15 protein-coding genes and 2 pseudogenes are annotated in these 16,719 nt (G+C 38.7%); all 17 read left to right on the top strand.

Features of this window, described 5'->3' with window-relative positions; genetic code table 11:
* The first annotated feature begins 47 nt into the window (after positions 1 to 47).
* On the top strand, positions 48 to 1,574 hold the full coding sequence (locus L323_RS23375) for an ATPase (protein ID WP_020814065.1): 1,527 nt from the start codon (positions 48 to 50) through the stop codon (positions 1,572 to 1,574).
* A complete protein-coding gene (locus L323_RS23370; protein ID WP_242835226.1) occupies positions 1,571 to 2,269 on the top strand; it encodes a hypothetical protein in 699 nt (232 codons plus the stop codon). Before L323_RS23375 ends, L323_RS23370 begins: the two co-directional genes overlap by 4 nt.
* Before the next feature lie 114 nt (positions 2,270 to 2,383).
* On the top strand, positions 2,384 to 2,542 hold the full coding sequence (locus L323_RS41565; RefSeq protein WP_242835225.1) for a hypothetical protein: 159 nt from the start codon (positions 2,384 to 2,386) through the stop codon (positions 2,540 to 2,542).
* Positions 2,543 to 2,558: 16 nt separating this feature from the next.
* Positions 2,559 to 3,443, top strand: a complete 885-nt coding sequence (locus L323_RS23365; protein ID WP_020814064.1) for a hypothetical protein — start codon at positions 2,559 to 2,561, stop codon at positions 3,441 to 3,443.
* Positions 3,444 to 3,588: 145 nt separating this feature from the next.
* Positions 3,589 to 3,756 carry a hypothetical protein gene (locus L323_RS41245; RefSeq protein ID WP_020814062.1) on the top strand — a complete coding sequence of 56 codons (168 nt, stop codon included), beginning with the start codon at positions 3,589 to 3,591 and terminating at the stop codon, positions 3,754 to 3,756.
* Positions 3,757 to 3,770: 14 nt separating this feature from the next.
* Positions 3,771 to 3,926, top strand: a complete 156-nt coding sequence (locus tag L323_RS41240) for a hypothetical protein (protein ID WP_020814061.1) — start codon at positions 3,771 to 3,773, stop codon at positions 3,924 to 3,926.
* A 76-nt stretch (positions 3,927 to 4,002) separates the two neighbouring features.
* Positions 4,003 to 4,419 carry a hypothetical protein gene (locus tag L323_RS23360; RefSeq protein WP_020814060.1) on the top strand — a complete coding sequence of 139 codons (417 nt, stop codon included), beginning with the start codon at positions 4,003 to 4,005 and terminating at the stop codon, positions 4,417 to 4,419.
* Complete coding sequence (locus L323_RS23355) at positions 4,416 to 4,907, top strand: hypothetical protein (protein WP_020814059.1); 492 nt, start codon at positions 4,416 to 4,418, stop codon at positions 4,905 to 4,907. The genes L323_RS23360 and L323_RS23355 overlap by 4 nt, the downstream gene beginning before the upstream one ends.
* A 158-nt stretch (positions 4,908 to 5,065) precedes the next feature.
* Positions 5,066 to 5,227 carry a putative holin-like toxin gene (locus L323_RS42060; protein WP_020814058.1) on the top strand — a complete coding sequence of 54 codons (162 nt, stop codon included), beginning with the start codon at positions 5,066 to 5,068 and terminating at the stop codon, positions 5,225 to 5,227.
* A gap of 176 nt (positions 5,228 to 5,403) precedes the next feature.
* Positions 5,404 to 6,839, top strand: a pseudogene (locus L323_RS23350) (S-layer homology domain-containing protein).
* Between the two features lie 24 nt (positions 6,840 to 6,863).
* Positions 6,864 to 11,793 (top strand): annotated as a pseudogene (locus L323_RS23345) (Athe_2463 domain-containing protein).
* A gap of 28 nt (positions 11,794 to 11,821) precedes the next feature.
* Positions 11,822 to 12,064 (top strand): AbrB/MazE/SpoVT family DNA-binding domain-containing protein, encoded by a 243-nt coding sequence (locus tag L323_RS23340; RefSeq protein WP_020814057.1) that lies wholly within the window; start codon positions 11,822 to 11,824, stop codon positions 12,062 to 12,064.
* Positions 12,065 to 12,142: 78 nt separating this feature from the next.
* Positions 12,143 to 12,886, top strand: coding sequence for a hypothetical protein (locus L323_RS23335; protein ID WP_020814056.1), 744 nt, complete (start codon positions 12,143 to 12,145; stop codon positions 12,884 to 12,886).
* Positions 12,887 to 12,888: 2 nt separating this feature from the next.
* On the top strand, positions 12,889 to 14,721 hold the full coding sequence (locus L323_RS23330) for a VirB4 family type IV secretion system protein (protein WP_020814055.1): 1,833 nt from the start codon (positions 12,889 to 12,891) through the stop codon (positions 14,719 to 14,721).
* A gap of 12 nt (positions 14,722 to 14,733) precedes the next feature.
* Positions 14,734 to 15,666: a M23 family metallopeptidase gene (locus L323_RS23325; RefSeq protein WP_020814054.1), complete on the top strand. Its 933-nt coding sequence runs from the start codon at positions 14,734 to 14,736 to the stop codon at positions 15,664 to 15,666.
* A 14-nt stretch (positions 15,667 to 15,680) separates the two neighbouring features.
* The gene (locus tag L323_RS23320; RefSeq protein ID WP_020814053.1) at positions 15,681 to 15,863 is read left to right on the top strand and encodes a hypothetical protein; all 183 of its coding nucleotides are present in this window, start codon (positions 15,681 to 15,683) and stop codon (positions 15,861 to 15,863) included.
* On the top strand, positions 15,838 to 16,719 hold an 882-nt coding region (locus L323_RS23315; RefSeq protein WP_020814052.1), incomplete at its 3' end, for a hypothetical protein. The genes L323_RS23320 and L323_RS23315, both read left to right, overlap by 26 nt.

The raw sequence follows: 16,719 nt of genomic DNA, 5'->3' as shown, positions 1-16,719 counted from the left end.
AAGAACTTACCATTTGGTAGGTTCTTTCGCTGTATAAGGAGGTTTCTATGACTAACATTGTAAATCAAATTTTAAAACAAGAAGGGGATATAAATAATAAGGATAGTCCCGACTACACAAAGATGAAAGAATTCGACTTGGAAGAACTACTGAGCGGATCTCGCAACAGGAGAAAAAATAATTTAGGCTATGGAGCTTTGGATAACAATTCCAGGTTCCTTTTACTTTGTTCCAGAATCAAAAAACATATTGATGAGGAATGGATCAGAGAGCAGAACCAGAATAACCAGAAGCTTCTTTTAGAAAGACACAGGAATGCCATACTTGGCAAACCCACAGAAGTAAATTACCTGAAGGATAAAATCAGGGAATATCTAAAAGCCAACAGGCTTGAAAATGAAGGATATCCTTCATGGTATAAAAACCTGGTGGATGCAATATTTCATGAAAATTGGGGTATAGCCGGTATTGCGGAGTGGATGGACATGCCGGAAAGCTCGTCGGCAAAGATAATAGGTGACAGGATATATTTCTTTATAGATGGTAAACAAGTGCTAAAAGAGCAGAGAATAAGTAAAAAAAGGTTTGAACAGTTAAGACAGGCTTTTATGCTCGGTGATGAAACCAAAAGAGCAAATGAGAACTATTCAGAGCTTTATATGTATTCAGGAGAGCGTGTTACCGTTTACACAGGCCGAAAGGTTATTGATAGTCAGTCCGTTATGGTATTTAGAAAGTATATAGTAAAGGTTCTGACTTTTGAGGAGCAGGCCAGACGAGGTACTATTCCTATTGAATTAGTACCCGCACTGGAAGCACTTGTGAAATGCGGTGTAAAAGTAGCGTTTATCGGCCCGGTTCGTTCAGGGAAATCCACCATTCTGTTAACCTGGCAGTTATATGAAGATCCGGAACTGGAAGGGGTACTTATACAGACCGACCCTGAAATTCGTATTCACGAAGTAATGCCAAAGGCTCCTATCATGTCGTTGATTGCAGGAGGAAAGGAACTCTTTGAGTTATCATCGGAAATATTAAAATCCGATGCAGACTACTTGGTAGTTCAGGAAGTCAGGGACGGTTATACCTCATATATTGCAGTTGAGGCAGCCAATAAAGGAACAAACCGCTTGAAGATAACTGCTCACCTGTCAAATCCGGAAGATTTCTGCTATGACATAGCCAATAAGATTCAAGGAGTGTTCGGAGGCAACATTGACTACCAGATGGTAAGAGTGGCAAACAGCTTTAATTTTCTCTTTGAAATGGTTCAGCTACCGGGTAAAAGGTCACAAAAAAGACTTAAATCCATATATGAAATCCGTTACGATACTGAAGCCAATTTGATAAGCTATCACAAAATTTGTGAATATCATAAGGATACAGACAGCTGGTGTTTTAATTACAGTGTTGGGAAGAAAGTTATGGAGCTGGGCGAGTTTGAAAATCCAAAAGCACTTGAAGTATATAAAAACACATTGAAGTCTCTTGCTAAAAAGTATCCAATGCCTGAAAAGGTAATAAAGCCTACTTATTCAAAGGTAGTCGTTAAAGAAGGTGAACGCGAAAAATGAAACCCAATATAATCGGAATTTTACTACAACACACTGTACCATGGGGCTGTGTTGGACTTCTTGCTGCCGGACTCTGGTTTATCTTTGGAACTTCAATAGTAAATATGTTCAAAGAAGTACAGCGTTATAGGCAATTAGAGAAAACAGTCAGTGCTACCAAAAAGAAAAGTCAGGGAATAATATTCAATCATATATACAAGGTCTTAACTGCGACCTTATCAAAAGAAATATCTGACTTAGGGACTTATACCTTTATCATAGGTAGTATTTCATTATTTATTTTCAGTTTCCTGACTGCATTAAAGTTGTTTAGCTTTATTATAAGTCTTGGTATTGCAATAATAATTGCGACTTCGCCCTATGTGTTGCTGAGACTAAAGCTCAGGTCAGTACAAATTGAAGGCTCCTATGATGCAAATGTGCTAGTGCCAAGTATTACAAACGAATATAAGCAACATTATTTCAATATGATAAATGCCGTAGAAAACTGTGCTGTCAGGGAGGATATAGGAAGCTATTCAAGAAAGAATCTGTTCAGACTGTCTCTGGCTTTAAAGGCATATTACTCTGAGGAAGACTTGGACAAAGCAATCGAACGCTTCGTATTCGCATACAATACCGAATGGGCCATACTACTGGGTTTGAATATTAAAATGGCAATCCATAAAGGAATTGCCGTCAGCAGCGGACTTTAAGATATCTTAAAAAAGTTGAAGGACAGCAGTGAACAAGTTGAAGTTAGCAAGAGATATAATACGGATGCTTTTGCAATAAAATTTTTACTAATTCCTCTTTATATCGGAGGAATTTTGTTTTCAATAAGCACATTTGGTTTTACACTTAAAAAATACTTTGAATATCAGTTTTTAAATCCAATCGGCCTGCGGACGGGAATTATATCATTTATGGGGATTATAGTGAGCTTTATAGCTCTCAGAATGATACGCAAGCCCAAATACGACATATGAAGGGAGGGAATATATAGTGCAAATACTTCCTTATATAGTGATTCTAATAGTGTTCCTTTTTGGAGCTGCAATATATAAGAAATCCTTCAGCTATGAAAGTGTGGGATTCAGGTTTTCAAGAGACGTGACCCGGAGAAGTCTTGATAGGATCACCAAATGGTATAAACAAGAGTTTGAAAGTGAAGAGACGGATAGAGTACTGAAGCAGGCAGGAATTAAACTGTCTGCTTTTTCTTATCAACTAATCCGTTATTCATTGCTTATAATCTGGCTCGCCTATATAACGTATATTAGGTTACACAGAGGATCAGGAGTAAACATTCATGTTTTGCTATGGTTGGTTATTTATATTGTATCAAGGCCAAGCCTGAAGCTTTTGAATTTCAGAAGCCCATTTTCAATGCTGTGTGATTTGATTAACAAAAGAAAAAGAGAAAAATGCGATGTCGAAATATTCAGGGTTCTTAGTCAGTTAAAGAATATGGTCATTTCAATGTCACAGAAAGCACTTTCTACGGAGTACTTAATAGGTGAAATTACAAAGTACACAAAAGTAACGAGGCCGTATTTTATGAGAATGCTGGCTTATTGGTACGAAGGAAGGTACAAGGAAGGACAGGAGTATTTTCAAAGCTCTATTGGAACAGAAGCAGCCAGGTCTATAGCCGGACTTATAGGAAAGCTTGACTATATTCCACCGGAAGAATTCATATCACAGATTGATTTATATCAGAATCAGGTGGAAGACAAACGTAAAACAGCAGTTAAAAAAGTACGTGAACATCAGGGTAATGTAGTATTCGTGATTGCTATGCTATCAGGAATTGCTATTTTAATAAATTTTCTTGCCGTAGCGGTTGGAATTGATACCATTCCCATGCTCCAGAAGATATCATTCTAAAACGCAAAGGCACAAGGAGGTGAACATACTTGGATAAAAAGAAAGCAACCATTATAAAGTTTTTATTAGGTTTTGTAGGTGGAGCAATAGCAGTATCAATATACTTTATAGCAAAATAATTTGCAATCTGGAAAGGAGATTTTCAATGAAGGATTTTTTAACATTACTGGCTGGAGTACTTATAGGAGCACTGTTTTTCGTATTAATATGGGGAACAGGTGGAAACGACAATTCGAGTCTGGCCGGTAAATCAAAAAATATTTTTGATAATGTGACAATTGAAATGACAAATAAGGTCAAGGTGTCACCGTAAGGGGATGAGGCAAAATGAAAGAGTTTTTAGCTACCATGGCAGGAGTTATACTGGGGGCATTTCTTTTTACATTGATTCTGGGCCCGGAAGATACTAAATCCCTTAAATCTGAAACAGGCAATGTAATGAAATACACGGTAAAACAAATGCATGAAGAATTGGTTCCATAATTAACAGCATAAAACAGGGGTATGCAATAAAGGTTTTGTTACATACCCCTGTTATTTATGTATTGGAGTGTGAGGTATGAAGAATTTTTTAGCTGGCTTGGCTATCGTGGTTTTACTGATAGTATTCCCGTTGCAATCAGTACTGGAAATATCCAATGAGCGAAGGATACAAAGGTTCTCGGACATAGTATATGTTGCAGCACAAACAGCAAGATTAGACGGATATTTCAAACAAACAACAATAGATAAGCTTAAATCAGACTTGATGAAAGAATTTCCGGATATTTCTGATGGAGATATATATGTTAACGTAACAACAACCATGAAATACAGGACAAATGAATTTGATGAAAGGGAGGCAATAAACTACGATATCCGGATTCCAATAAGGAAAATAGTTGCAGTTCCGGCATATTGGGGAATATCGGAGAGCGAAAATCAGACTACTGCCAAAAGAGCAGGGTTTGTGTTAAGTGAGGTGTTGGCACCATGAAAGCATTTCTTTTCGGTATAGCAGCCTTCTTTTTTGGTTTGATAGTGTGGCTCTTCTGTCACGACTACAACCTGAACCATATGCACTATAACCAGTTGAGGACAGTAGTTGAAGAAGCATCGGTGGCAGCAGCACTGTTTACAGATTCTCAGGCTGAAAATGAGGGAAATATAGTATTTAATCAGACAGAGGGACATAAGGCCATAAAAGCAGTATTAAAATCAATGCTAAAAACCGATGAAAACCTAAATCCGGTGGAAGGAAGCTATTGGCAGGAACAAATTACATACAAAGCATACTTCTTTGACGATTCCAACACAACATATCCCAAAAGCTTTACTGATCCGGAAACAGGTTTTAAGTTTGAGGTGCTACGACCTTCGGTTGTGGTTACAATAAATGCCGGAAAAGCCAGATACACTATGGCAGGAATTATAGATGATACAGCAAATATCCGAAGTGCAGCACATGAGATTGTGGGGTGGTAAAACAAAAAACATGCAAAAAATCAGTTCCGGGGGTACTGAAATAAAAGGGGAAAAATCCCTGAAACACTTGAAAATACTTGATTTGAGACACTTTTTATGGTAAAATATAGATGTAAAGTAAAAAAGTTTCAACTGCCAAGTTTAAGGTGGTTGGATACATGCAGGGTGCGTTAGTCACTTTCCCATCTTACAAAAGAAGGGAGGTGGCAGGTATGGATACTTATGAAGCAGTATCGTTAATTATAATGTTCTCAATGTATCTCATATCGTTGCTCTCCTTGATTATTGCAATAATCAAGTTATACGAGCGAAAAAAATAATCACCCTGTCTAGCACACAGAGTGATTAAATAACTTTTTATTCACATTTGAGTGACTGCCACATCTTGTGGACATTCAATCACCTTAATTATATTATACCAACTTTGATTAAAAAGTAAACCGTAAAACCAATCTTAAATTCAAGTATTTTACATTTATAAAGGAGAATATAGCGTATGAAAAACAACCTAAGAAAAGCTGTATCGGTTATCTTAGTAATTTCATTTATACTTCTTGGAGCGTATCCGGCTCTGGCTGATAATGCAGCAGACACAACAACAGCAATGCGTATGAAGCCTCTACTTGACAAATACAACGGCCTGACACAAACAAACCTTGATACTGAGCTGGCTAAGTACTCAGATATCAAAAGTCACTGGGGCAAGAATTTCATATCAAAAATATCTGCCCTTGAAATAATATCAGGGTATCCTGACGGAAGCTTCAGACCTGATGAAAAACTACTGGGAGGACAATACATTTTGATGCTCGTCAGAGCAATAGGCTACCGCCCTGAAGTACCCCAAGGTACACCGTACTATGTGCCTTTGTTAATATAGCCCTGCAGGAAGGGATTATTTCAAAAGGTGAAATATCAGATTACACAAAGCCTATAACAAGGGAACTTGCAGCAAGTCTGGCGAGAAGGACTATCGGAAAATATGAAGAAGTCCCCAAGGATTATTTTGTAAAGGGAAGTGATCCGTACCCATCTAAAGGTGATAAAGGATTCTTTGACAGTGTATATGCAGGCTACCAAAAGCTGAAAATGATAGACTATCCGACAGTCACAAGTAAATACCTTCAGGATGTCATCGACTGCTACCGCATAGGCCTTATAACCGGCAGCAACAGCAAATTTAATCCAAAGGGTACTCTTACCAGAGCAGAGGCTTCTGTTATTGTGGTTAAGCTCCTAGACAAGAAGGCAAGGGTTGAAAGCGTTCCTTCATCCAGTGAGAGCTTTAAATGGATAAACAGCAATGCCAACAACGGTGCATATGACAACGAATCCGCAGGATTCTACGAAAACAAGGAATACACCCTGTATAAAGGATTGTTTCCAATGATGGAGATATGGGAAACAGCACAAACAATGTACAAAAACCGTAACCTGATAACAGGAGGAAAGATAGACTTTACTTTCAGTGAGAAATACAAAAGCTTTGCAGTAAACTATTTTAATGGTGAGGATCACTTTAAAAAGTATATGAACTATAACTTCAACGGATTAATTTTACCTCAGAACTATGTTGGAATAGCCGTTGAGAAACTTCAAAATAAGAAAGGACAGGATCGGAGTTTATATGATAACTGTAACGGTTGGTTGTACGATATCACAAGCTACGAAGTTGATAAATACAACAAAGACTTAAAGAAATACAGCTATGAATTACTTAAACTCTGGTTTGGGAAGGATTACGAACAAGCAAAGAAAATACATGACCAATACTTGGGGTATGCTTTGAATGATATAGAAGGAAAAATAGGTATATATCTGGTGAATGGTCGACAGATATATGTTGTTGGAGGTAATGGCGATAGTGGAGATGTTTTTTCTTTTAAGGTTTGGGCTAAAGGATTTATCACAAAGGATACAATGCTTAAATAATACAAATTTGAGAAGGTGATTTAATTGAATACCAGATTAGTTAAAGTGCTGTGCATGATATTATGTACAGCTTTTTTTATTGCTTTTTTTCCAGTACTTTTTAAGATAAATGCAGCCGAAAGCTATACAGCCCTGAAATATGAAAAGGGTGGTATGGAGTTTTTTGACCGGACTGTATACGAAAGCTACAAAAAGAACAACCAGTTGCCGACACTTCCAAGAGGGGGCGCGGTGCCATTTTCGATAAAAAAGGGTACTAATACATATTATCTCAACTACAGGCTGTTCACACAAAAAAACTTTGTAGTATATGGCAGCTTCAAGAGTGTGGCAGGAAACTATTTCAAGTGCGGTTATCAACTGCATAATGATTTGGATAATAAAATGCCTGAAATTGAATATGACGGCGGTTACTTCTTAAAGCCTGAAGGAATCTCCTGCAAAGGTAAGGAGCAGAACCCGGAAACTCATGGAGACAAGTGCAAGACAAATCGTGGGGAGTGGAAGTACCTGGGCTTTGATGTAAACGGCGAAGTATTCAGCAATATGTGGATGATAAATGTTGCAACAGAAACTACCTTCAGGGAAAGGAATTGGATAAAGGAACCTTGGAGTAAAAACAATGAAGTTAAAAAGGTACTTACGCTTAGTACGAGCACATATAACAATGCAGCATATAATGACTCACTTCAACTATAATCAACAGACAGTACAGAAACTGAAAGACTGGATGTACAATACCTTTAATTCAGTAAATAAGTTTTCCGGAATACCAGACGGGAATGGACACTATGACCCAAATGTATACCAATACCTATATGTACAGTCGGCTCCTACAATCCAGTATTCCGGCAGCGGAAAGATGTGGCACGTAAGACCAAACGGCTCTATCTGGTATCAGACGTTTTCAATACCAATACTGAAAAATAACAAGTATGACTTGCCGGTAAAGTGCTATGTTTCACTTGCTTCTACCTTGCCAAGCATACCTGAAAACGGAGAACAAGACAGTCAAAGGGTACGGCTTCAATTCAAAGTTCAAGGAGTTTTGGAAGATGATGAGTATTACAAAGATTCTGTTACCAGAAGTGCATTTTATACGAGACAGGATATAAAAAACTGGGATTTAAACATTGATAAAATCGCAGGCCTGCAGCTGACTGATGAGGAAAAGAAATCAGTTACGGTAGTACCAAAGAGCGCTGCCGACAACCAAGGTATTGCAACTATTACAATAGAAACAACTGTAGCAGACATAAAAAAACTGCCAAAGTTAGTCGACAAATATCAATTAGCGGTGGAAGCTACTGCAAAAGTTGCATATAAGGATACACACTCTCAAAAGGCAGAAGGTAATAACAAGTTTTTTACAAACAAGTTTCAGGTGCTGTATATGTATACCCAACAAAGCCAATTGCACAATTTAAGCTTTCATCAAACTCTTGGAAACAGAACCGGATAATAAATGTTGAAAATACCTCCGTTGACGGGAACATAAAACTGGTTCTGGACAAATATCCAATAGTTGAATACAGATGGTCTTACGGTGGTGACACTACTCAACTGTATAAAGGTAACAGATAGCGACTTACGAAAGCAACTGCAATATAAAGAGCCGGGTTCATATTCCTTGACTCTTGAGTGCAAGAACACTCTGGGAAAATGGTCTGATTCATATACGGTAGAATTCCAAGTACTTGAGGACATTGCGCCAAATATAGAGCTGAACTTGTCAGACAGCATAGTAACAAGGAATGACCAGATAAGTGCCTGGCACTATGACGTCAACAGTACAGACGGTGACAAAGTGGATGCTGCCAAGATAGAACTGTGGTATGACAGTGACAACAACGGCAGCGTTGACACATTGATTCAGAAATGGAATGGTCTTGGTGATTTCCCCAAATATTCTCCAAAACAGCTTGGTTACTATAAATTCTTTGTATATGCCCAAGATGAGTTTGTTGGAGTAAATGGACAGGATACATTATCTCAGTATGTTACCGAATCGGATAAAAAGTCAGCAAGTCTGGAATGTGATTTTTGGGTAGATAACTACCAGCCGTTAAGTGACATATATATAGATGCTCCAATAGAAAGGCCCAATGTGGATTTGTATATCATGAGGGATAAAGAGTTACCACAGGATAAATACGAATACATTGCAAGCAACAGAGTGACGATGGAAAATGCTTTGCTGGGCAGAAATATCATTCCCAACGTTAATATATGGGACATGAAAACTTATGAATATTCAACCCCTGCAAGTATATCAAGCAATACCGGAACAAATTACCCTTCAGGGGAAATCCCATATACCAGTGCCGGTTACTCTGGAAAGCTGCAAAGGACAAGTGTAACAGACAATGGTGGGTATCATGATTTTGGCCATTATGAAACTCGAATTGAGACCAAGACTATAAGTTCCGGTGGTGGTTATTCTTCCGGTCACGGGTATGGTGGTTCAACCCCATCATCGAGCATTTCCTACAGTGATGGGGAAGGTTATTCGGGCAGCATGTCTATTCAAAACTATGTATACACAAGTACTCCTTGCGGACATCCCATAAGCCCTACTCATGGAGAAGGATATTTTAACTGGACAAGATCGTGGTCGGGATATTCCGGAACCGCATCAAGAACAGTTTCGTACTGGGTTCCCAATATGCAGTGGGTTGCCAACTATACAGGCTACTACAGCGGTACTATATACAAGTATGTCCGGCAACCTTACACCGATACGTGGCGGGGGAATAGCAGTAAATACATCCTATATATAAGTGATGGTAATATTTCAGAACTTTCAGACTTCAATTCAGCTGTTTCAAAGACCGATGCAAAGGTTATTCTGGTAGGAACGCCAGAAGTAAAGCAGCAATACCCGGACTGTGCAAAATTTATAAATGCAGAAGACAAGACAGTTCAGGAGATTTTGAATGAAGTTCTTGAATATATTTCAGAAGAAACCCCGGAGGTCGAACAGATATTTATTCTTCAGAATCAACAGTTCACATTGAATGTAGGTGAAGATGACCTTGAAAATGATGAGATCATATCCGGCGAAATGCAGTATGTACAGGATAAGGACTATTTTGATAACCCAACAGGACAGGAACCCGGAACTCAAGCAGTTTTCAAATCTGATATGGGATGGACAGCCGAGATAAAAAGTTCTTTTTCCAATGTAGGAAAGTACCGGATATACAGAAGGGTAAAAGACAAGCCTTCCGGTGCATATGGGGAGAATTACTCATATTACAGCGGAGCTACAGAGGTTGACATATATATACACAGAAAGCCCATTGCAGATGCTGTACTAGATTGGAAATATGATCCACAATCAGGAGCATGTAAAACAATCTGGATTGATAAATCCTATGACCTTGACCATAATATTTCACGGGCAGATACGGATAAGGGTATTGTAGAAAGAAAAATTATGTTCCGCAAGGACAGCGGAGAATGGCAATACTTTATACCAAATACACTTACGTATGGTACTTATGATGTAATGTATTACGTAAAAGATATGGAGGGTGCCTGGTCTGAACCGTGGGTGTATAACTTCACTTTAGATGATAGTCCCCAGTTTACAGCTTCAGCTAGAGCTTATGATTCTGCGTTCACTCTGAAAAGTATCCCGGCGTCAGAATACATTGAAGGGTACAACCTTTGGACAAGGCAGCCCAATCCCGTTCAGCTTGAAATTAATCTGACCCCGACAGTTTCTGCCTTACCCTCAACAAAGACTATTAACTTTCAAGAAGGTGTTACAGGAACACAGTTGGGGCAGGATATTAACTGGAAAAACCAGACCTTGCAGATTCCGGATATCTACCCGGACGGAATAAGAACTTTTACAATTACTGCCCGAGATAAGCTGACGGGTGCTGAAACACAAAAGACGTTTTCAGTCAATGTGTTTACCCCAATTAATCTGGAGCCTGCTCTTGGAGGCAAAACACTCAATACAAATGTTCAGACAAAAGTCTATGCCACAACCACCATATACCCCAATGTAACACGGGTTAATATGCAATATGGTACTCCTTATCAGTCCTATACTTTGAATATGACACCAACACCGGATGGAAATATAAAAAGCTGGGCAGTAAATTATACGGTTCCCGACAATGTGCCTGACGGAACTTATACCGCACAGTTTACTTCCATCAATCCCAGTGGTAAGGCGGAAACAAAATATGTTACATACAAAGTTAGCAGAAACCGACCTCCGGAGGTAAATATACAGAGAATATCACCGCAATTTATTTACGAAGGCGACAATGTTACAATGACATTTGAAGTAACAGACCCGGACCCGGAACAGGTGCTAACCTCAAAAGTAACAGTGAAAAAAGGTTCAGAGGTTGTATATTCAGGAGAAAATGTCTCTATAGTAACAAACGGAGAAAAGAAAACATTTACAATGAAAACACCCAAGCTAACCGAAACGGGCACATATACCATAAGCATTACCACAACAGACCAGTACTTTGCGCAGGATGAGGATACAACAACTTTTACAGTACATGGGCTTACAATAAAGGGATATGTGAATCACACACCCACATGGGAAACCAATTGGGACAAATATAACAAACATCTTGCCGACAAGGGAAAAGCCACATATGGAAATGATGCATTTTTTAATGATGAAAAGTATGTGTTAAGTGCAGTTACAACAGACATCAATTCAGGAAGTACTGTTACAGTATCAAATGTAAAGGTAAAAATATTAGAAAGAAGCTACGGCCCGGTTTCACTGGCCAGCCAAACTACCAATACTTTTAAGGGCGAAATGTGGAATGATGATATGAAGAAAAACAGATGGAAAGGTACATATGCAACCTTCGTTTTTACGGTAACTTATAGTAATGGCACAATCAAAACAGACACTGTAAAAACCTATGTAGTGAATGATGATTATTGGAGAATCAGGATGGCATTTTAAGTTAATTATGAAAAGGAGGACTGTTAGTATGAAATCTACAGGAATAGTAAGAAGGGTTGATGAACTTGGAAGGGTAGTAATACCTAAAGAGACAAGACAAATATTTTCTATTAGCGAAAAAGATTCTTTAGAAATTTTTACAGATGAGGATATGATACTATTAAAAAAATACTCTCCCGGGTGCCTATTTTGCAACAATGTCAAAAATCTTACGGTATACAAGGGTAAGCACATATGTGGAGAGTGCAGGCAGGATTTAAAAACAAAATAATAACAGGTTGTTTTTTTAGGTGGCAGAGTTAATAATTCTGTCACCTTATTTTATACCAAAGCGAGAGGTGTTTTAAAAATGGATTTAATAACGATTATTTTCCCCATATTAGCTGTAATAGGCGGTGTTATAGCACTGTATGTAATAAACAAGGGTAATGTGAAAACGAAGAATAATTCACCGGTAAGCATTAACAAAGGTGCAAAAGCTTCCAAGAATAAAACAATGGAAGAAATCACTGCACAAGAGTTTGTCAATGTCAGGGACATTACGGACAAGTATTTGTATACCAGAGATGGGTTTGTATTTTCATATATCAGGATATACCCTATATCTCCGGATTTGCTGTCTAGAAGAGAAAAAAGGACATTGACCAGGCAGCTTACAGCGGAACTTTCTGCTGAGACTGATAGATTTGGTTTCCTTGCATTAAGCAGACCCGTTGATATCTCACCTCTGGTGAAGGAATACAGTGAGTTGCTTTCGGATACCAATGATCCGGTACAGAAAGAAATATTAAAAAGTGAAATGCAGGCCATGAGCAACTATGCACTGTCCGGTGAAGTTGTTGAAAGGCAGTTCTATATCAAGATATGGGACAAGTATTCCGAAGGAGTGGAAAACGAACTTCAAAAGAGATGTTTCACGCTATTAGGATATTTTACATCTTCAAACATAAACGGAGAAATCCTGATTGAGGAAGATATAATCCGTCTATCAAACCTTATTACCAATCCAGCATACGTTCACATAGAAAATACAGATGTCAGAGCTTCCATGCCGATTATTCAAAGTCTGGCAGCTGCAGCGAAGGAGGAATAATTATGTCAAGAAAAAATACTGAAGAAATACCTGTAAACGGAGCATTACTAAATAGTATTACGCCTATTGGTATGGAATTTAAGAAGAATACAATAACTGTAGGTGAAAGCATGGGGAGGGTATACGGTATAGTCAAATATCCTCAGTCTGCTGACTACGGCTGGCTGTCAAAACTCACTAATATACCCTCCACTGTAGCCAGTATTACATTTACACCCGTTGATGATTCTATTTTTCTGGAAAGCCTGTCAAATACAATAAAGCAAAAACGTGGTGAAGCCGAAAGTGCAAAAGATGCCTTAACAGCCTCTAGGGCAAAACGTGCTGCTGACGATGCTGAAAAAATGATGATACAGGTAGACCAGCATGGTGAGAAAATAGGTGCTATGAGTTTGCTTGTGGCACCGCTGACACGGGATGAGAAGCTTCTCAAAAAAGCATGTCAGAAGGTAGAGAGTGCAATAGCCGTTGCCAAGTGTAAAGGTAGGCTTTTGTCCAGTCTCCAGAAGGAGAGCTTCAAGCAATTATCACCTTTTTATACATCAAACGAAAAGATAGAGCAGATTACTCAAAGAATACTGCCTCTATCCAGTTTCATAGGTGGCTTTCCATTTGCGTCTACAGGCCTGAATGATGGTCGAGGGTATTATTTTGCAAAGGACGCTTCAGGGGGATTGGTGGTTGTAGACCCGTGGATGCGTGGAGGTGATAGAACCAATTCAAACATGGTAATAATGGGTGTTGCGGGAGTTGGAAAAAGTACTGCCATAAAACACATAATTATGGCAGAGTACATGCGTGGCACAAAGATTATTATCATAGATCCGGAACGAGAGTATAAGGAAATTACTCGGAACCTAAACGGTGACTGGCTTAACTGCGGAGGAGGTATAAAAGGGAGGCTAAATCCTTTGCAGATAAGAACAGTCCCCCAGGATGAAGATGATGAGGACGGCGAAATATTATATAAGGACGAAGGCTATGGAATGGGTGCTTTAGCCCTCCATATGAAGAGCCTTGAAATCTTTTTCAAACTGTACAAGCCATCCTTTTCTGATATGCACATGGCTATAATAAAAATGTGTCTTATTGAAATGTACGAGAAATTCGGCATAACTTGGGAAACCGATATAAGTAATTTCAAAAACGAAGATTATCCCATATTTACAGATTTAAATGAAGTAGTTGAAGAAAGAAAAAAAAGGGAACAGGATTCTAACATTAAAAAACTGTATGTTGAAATATCGTTACTCTTGCATGACCTTATATTTGGCTCTGACCAATTTTTATGGAACGGACATACAAGCATAGATACAAAAGCTAAATGCGTATGTCTGGATACCCATGATCTTCAGGATACATCGGACAATATAAAAAGTACTCAATATTTTACAGTACTTCAATGGTGCTGGGATCAAGCAACAAAAGATAGAGAAGAAAGGGTGCTCCTGATTTTTGATGAAGCATACCTTATGATAGACCATAGAGTACCCCAATCTTTAATATTCCTTAGAAATTGTGTTAAAAGAGACAGAAAGTACGAAGCAGCCATTGCAATTGTATCTCATTCAGTTGTGGACTTCCTAGACCCTAGTGTCAAAATGTATGGACAAGCTCTTCTTGATATACCCTGCATAAAAATCTTGATGGGAACCGACGGTAAAAACCTTCAGGAAACCAAGGAACTATATAAACTTACGGAGGCTGAAGAAGAACTTTTAGCAGCCAAACGAAGAAAATTAGCACTATTAATCATTGGTTCAAAACGCCTTCAGGTAGAATTTGACTTGCCAGAATATAAGATGAAATATTTGGGAAAAGCCGGAGGAAAGTAGAGGTGAACTATATTGGCCATAAATCCTGCACTTATAAAAGCAGCAGTACAGGTGGTAGCGTCTGAAAAAGGGCGCAAGGGACTGGTAATTGCCATATTCGTACCAATAGGTATATTAATGCTTATAATTTGCTTAATTTTTTACATACTTACTTCGCCGTTTCAATTTCTTACCGAAACATATAGCTTATCTGCTGATGAGCAGACTGCAATACAAAATGTCCAAACAGATTACGGATTTTATTTGATGCCGGAAAATAAAGCGTTGGACAGGGGAGGCATATTTACATATCCCACAGAGGGAACAACCGGAAGCAGGGGATTCAGCCCCATCCCTGTTCATCATCCTGTTCTTGGAATCTCAAGGCCACACTGGGGACAGGATTTTAATACGGATTGGCATTCAAATGTATATGCTATTGCGGATGGTCAGGTGTACAACATGGGTGTAAATGATGAAGCCGGAATGTTTTTAGTCCTGTATCATGACGTAAACGGACAACAATTCTTTACCCGGTATCTACATTTATCAGCTATACATGTACATCAGAACAGTCAGGTAAGACAGGGAGATGCAGTTGCTTCGGAAGGAGGTGAACCGGGAAAGGACATGTATCCCGGAACATCAACGGGACACCATTTGCACTTCGAAGTAAGGGAGGGCAGTATTTACGGCAATGCTGTCCCGGTAGACCCCAAATTGTACATAGACCCTGTACCTGTTGAAATATCTTGTTTGTCCGGTTCCGGCAGTATAAAAGTCAATATCACAGGAGGATGGGACAGAGGATACGAAGTAAGCAATGATGGAGGTAAAACCTGGATTAGTACATTTGAAAAGACATATACTTTCATAAGTCTTAATCCGGGTAGCTACAGTGTAGTGGTCAGAGATTGGTCATATCCGGAAAACATCTCAAAGGTGTCCGTTGTAAGCTTAAATTAGGAGGAGGGAGTAACTTGAAAAATAGCACAAACAAAGTGTTAGAGCTGCTGTTCTACGCAGCACTTAGCATTATCTTTATAGTCCTGTATTTTATAAATAAGCCTTATGATAATAAGCCGGTACACGTAGATAGTCCGGTAAAACCAACAATAGAAAGTCAGGTGAGTCCATATGATGCTTTACCTATGCAGCCATAGTAATGTCAATCTATTTGATTGGCTCAATGAATCCAGTCTGGTAGCTCAACCCTTCATGCTAAAGAAAATATCTTCAACCCAGTTGGATTTATCCGCATTTGCCAAAAAAGAAGCAATAAGCATTAACTACTATAAATACCTTGCAATAGATTTGAGTACAGTCGTAAATGATAGGGAAACCTTTAAGCTTGCAATACAAAGTATCCATATAATGAACCCAAAGATAAAGTTCCTTTATGTTGATATAGGGAATAAGACAAATACATTGCAGGAGGTTCTTAAAACTTTTGGAGATGTACCGATAATAACAGAAAATCCGGAAGAAGATATGTCACGGTTTAAAACACAGGTAACAGCAGGAGTACAATACACACAGCAGTTCTTAGATACCGAAAAAGAAAGCCGGGATAACACAAAAATTTTTCCAAGTACTACAAAAGGTATAAACGAAGCTTTTCAAAAAAGTGAGATTAAAAAGGATTATCTATTCAAAAATCAGAAAGTCATGGTGGCTGTAATAAATGCATACCCGAGAGCAGGAGCAACAACACTCAGTATAAATATGGCTGCTTATCTCAAGTCTATCGGTGCAACGGTATCCTGGGTGGAATTAAACGGTGAACTTGGACACTTGGAACATATAGTAAACTCAACACACGGTTTTACAGCCGTTACGGAGAACCGCTTCGAACGTGAGGATGTAGTGTATTTGAAAGGTGAAATACCTGAAGAAGTAAACTTTGTAATAAATGATATGAGCAGGGTTATCCAAGATGAAAGTAGCGAAGGAGCATTAGAATTTACCAAGAACTGCAATGTTGCAATACTTTGTGGGACAAGCAAGCCATACGAACTG

Origin of the sequence: Ruminiclostridium papyrosolvens C7 (assembly GCF_000421965.1) — a bacterium.
Taxonomy (GTDB): Bacteria; Bacillota; Clostridia; order Acetivibrionales; family DSM-1351; genus Ruminiclostridium; species Ruminiclostridium papyrosolvens_A.
This window is presented reverse-complemented; position numbering and strand designations above follow the sequence as displayed.

Bases quoted from the DNA above. Each gene is read 5' to 3' on its own strand.
- L323_RS23375 (WP_020814065.1), top strand. From the start codon at position 48: ATGACTAACATTGTAAATCAAATTTTAAAACAAGAAGGGGATATAAAT.
- L323_RS23370 (WP_242835226.1), top strand. From the start codon at position 1,571: ATGAAACCCAATATAATCGGAATTTTACTACAACACACTGTACCATGG.
- L323_RS41245 (WP_020814062.1), top strand. From the start codon at position 3,589: ATGAAGGATTTTTTAACATTACTGGCTGGAGTACTTATAGGAGCACTG.
- L323_RS41240 (WP_020814061.1), top strand. From the start codon at position 3,771: ATGAAAGAGTTTTTAGCTACCATGGCAGGAGTTATACTGGGGGCATTT.
- L323_RS23360 (WP_020814060.1), top strand. From the start codon at position 4,003: ATGAAGAATTTTTTAGCTGGCTTGGCTATCGTGGTTTTACTGATAGTA.
- L323_RS23355 (WP_020814059.1), top strand. From the start codon at position 4,416: ATGAAAGCATTTCTTTTCGGTATAGCAGCCTTCTTTTTTGGTTTGATA.
- L323_RS42060 (WP_020814058.1), top strand. From the start codon at position 5,066: ATGCAGGGTGCGTTAGTCACTTTCCCATCTTACAAAAGAAGGGAGGTG.
- L323_RS23340 (WP_020814057.1), top strand. From the start codon at position 11,822: ATGAAATCTACAGGAATAGTAAGAAGGGTTGATGAACTTGGAAGGGTA.
- L323_RS23335 (WP_020814056.1), top strand. From the start codon at position 12,143: ATGGATTTAATAACGATTATTTTCCCCATATTAGCTGTAATAGGCGGT.
- L323_RS23330 (WP_020814055.1), top strand. From the start codon at position 12,889: ATGTCAAGAAAAAATACTGAAGAAATACCTGTAAACGGAGCATTACTA.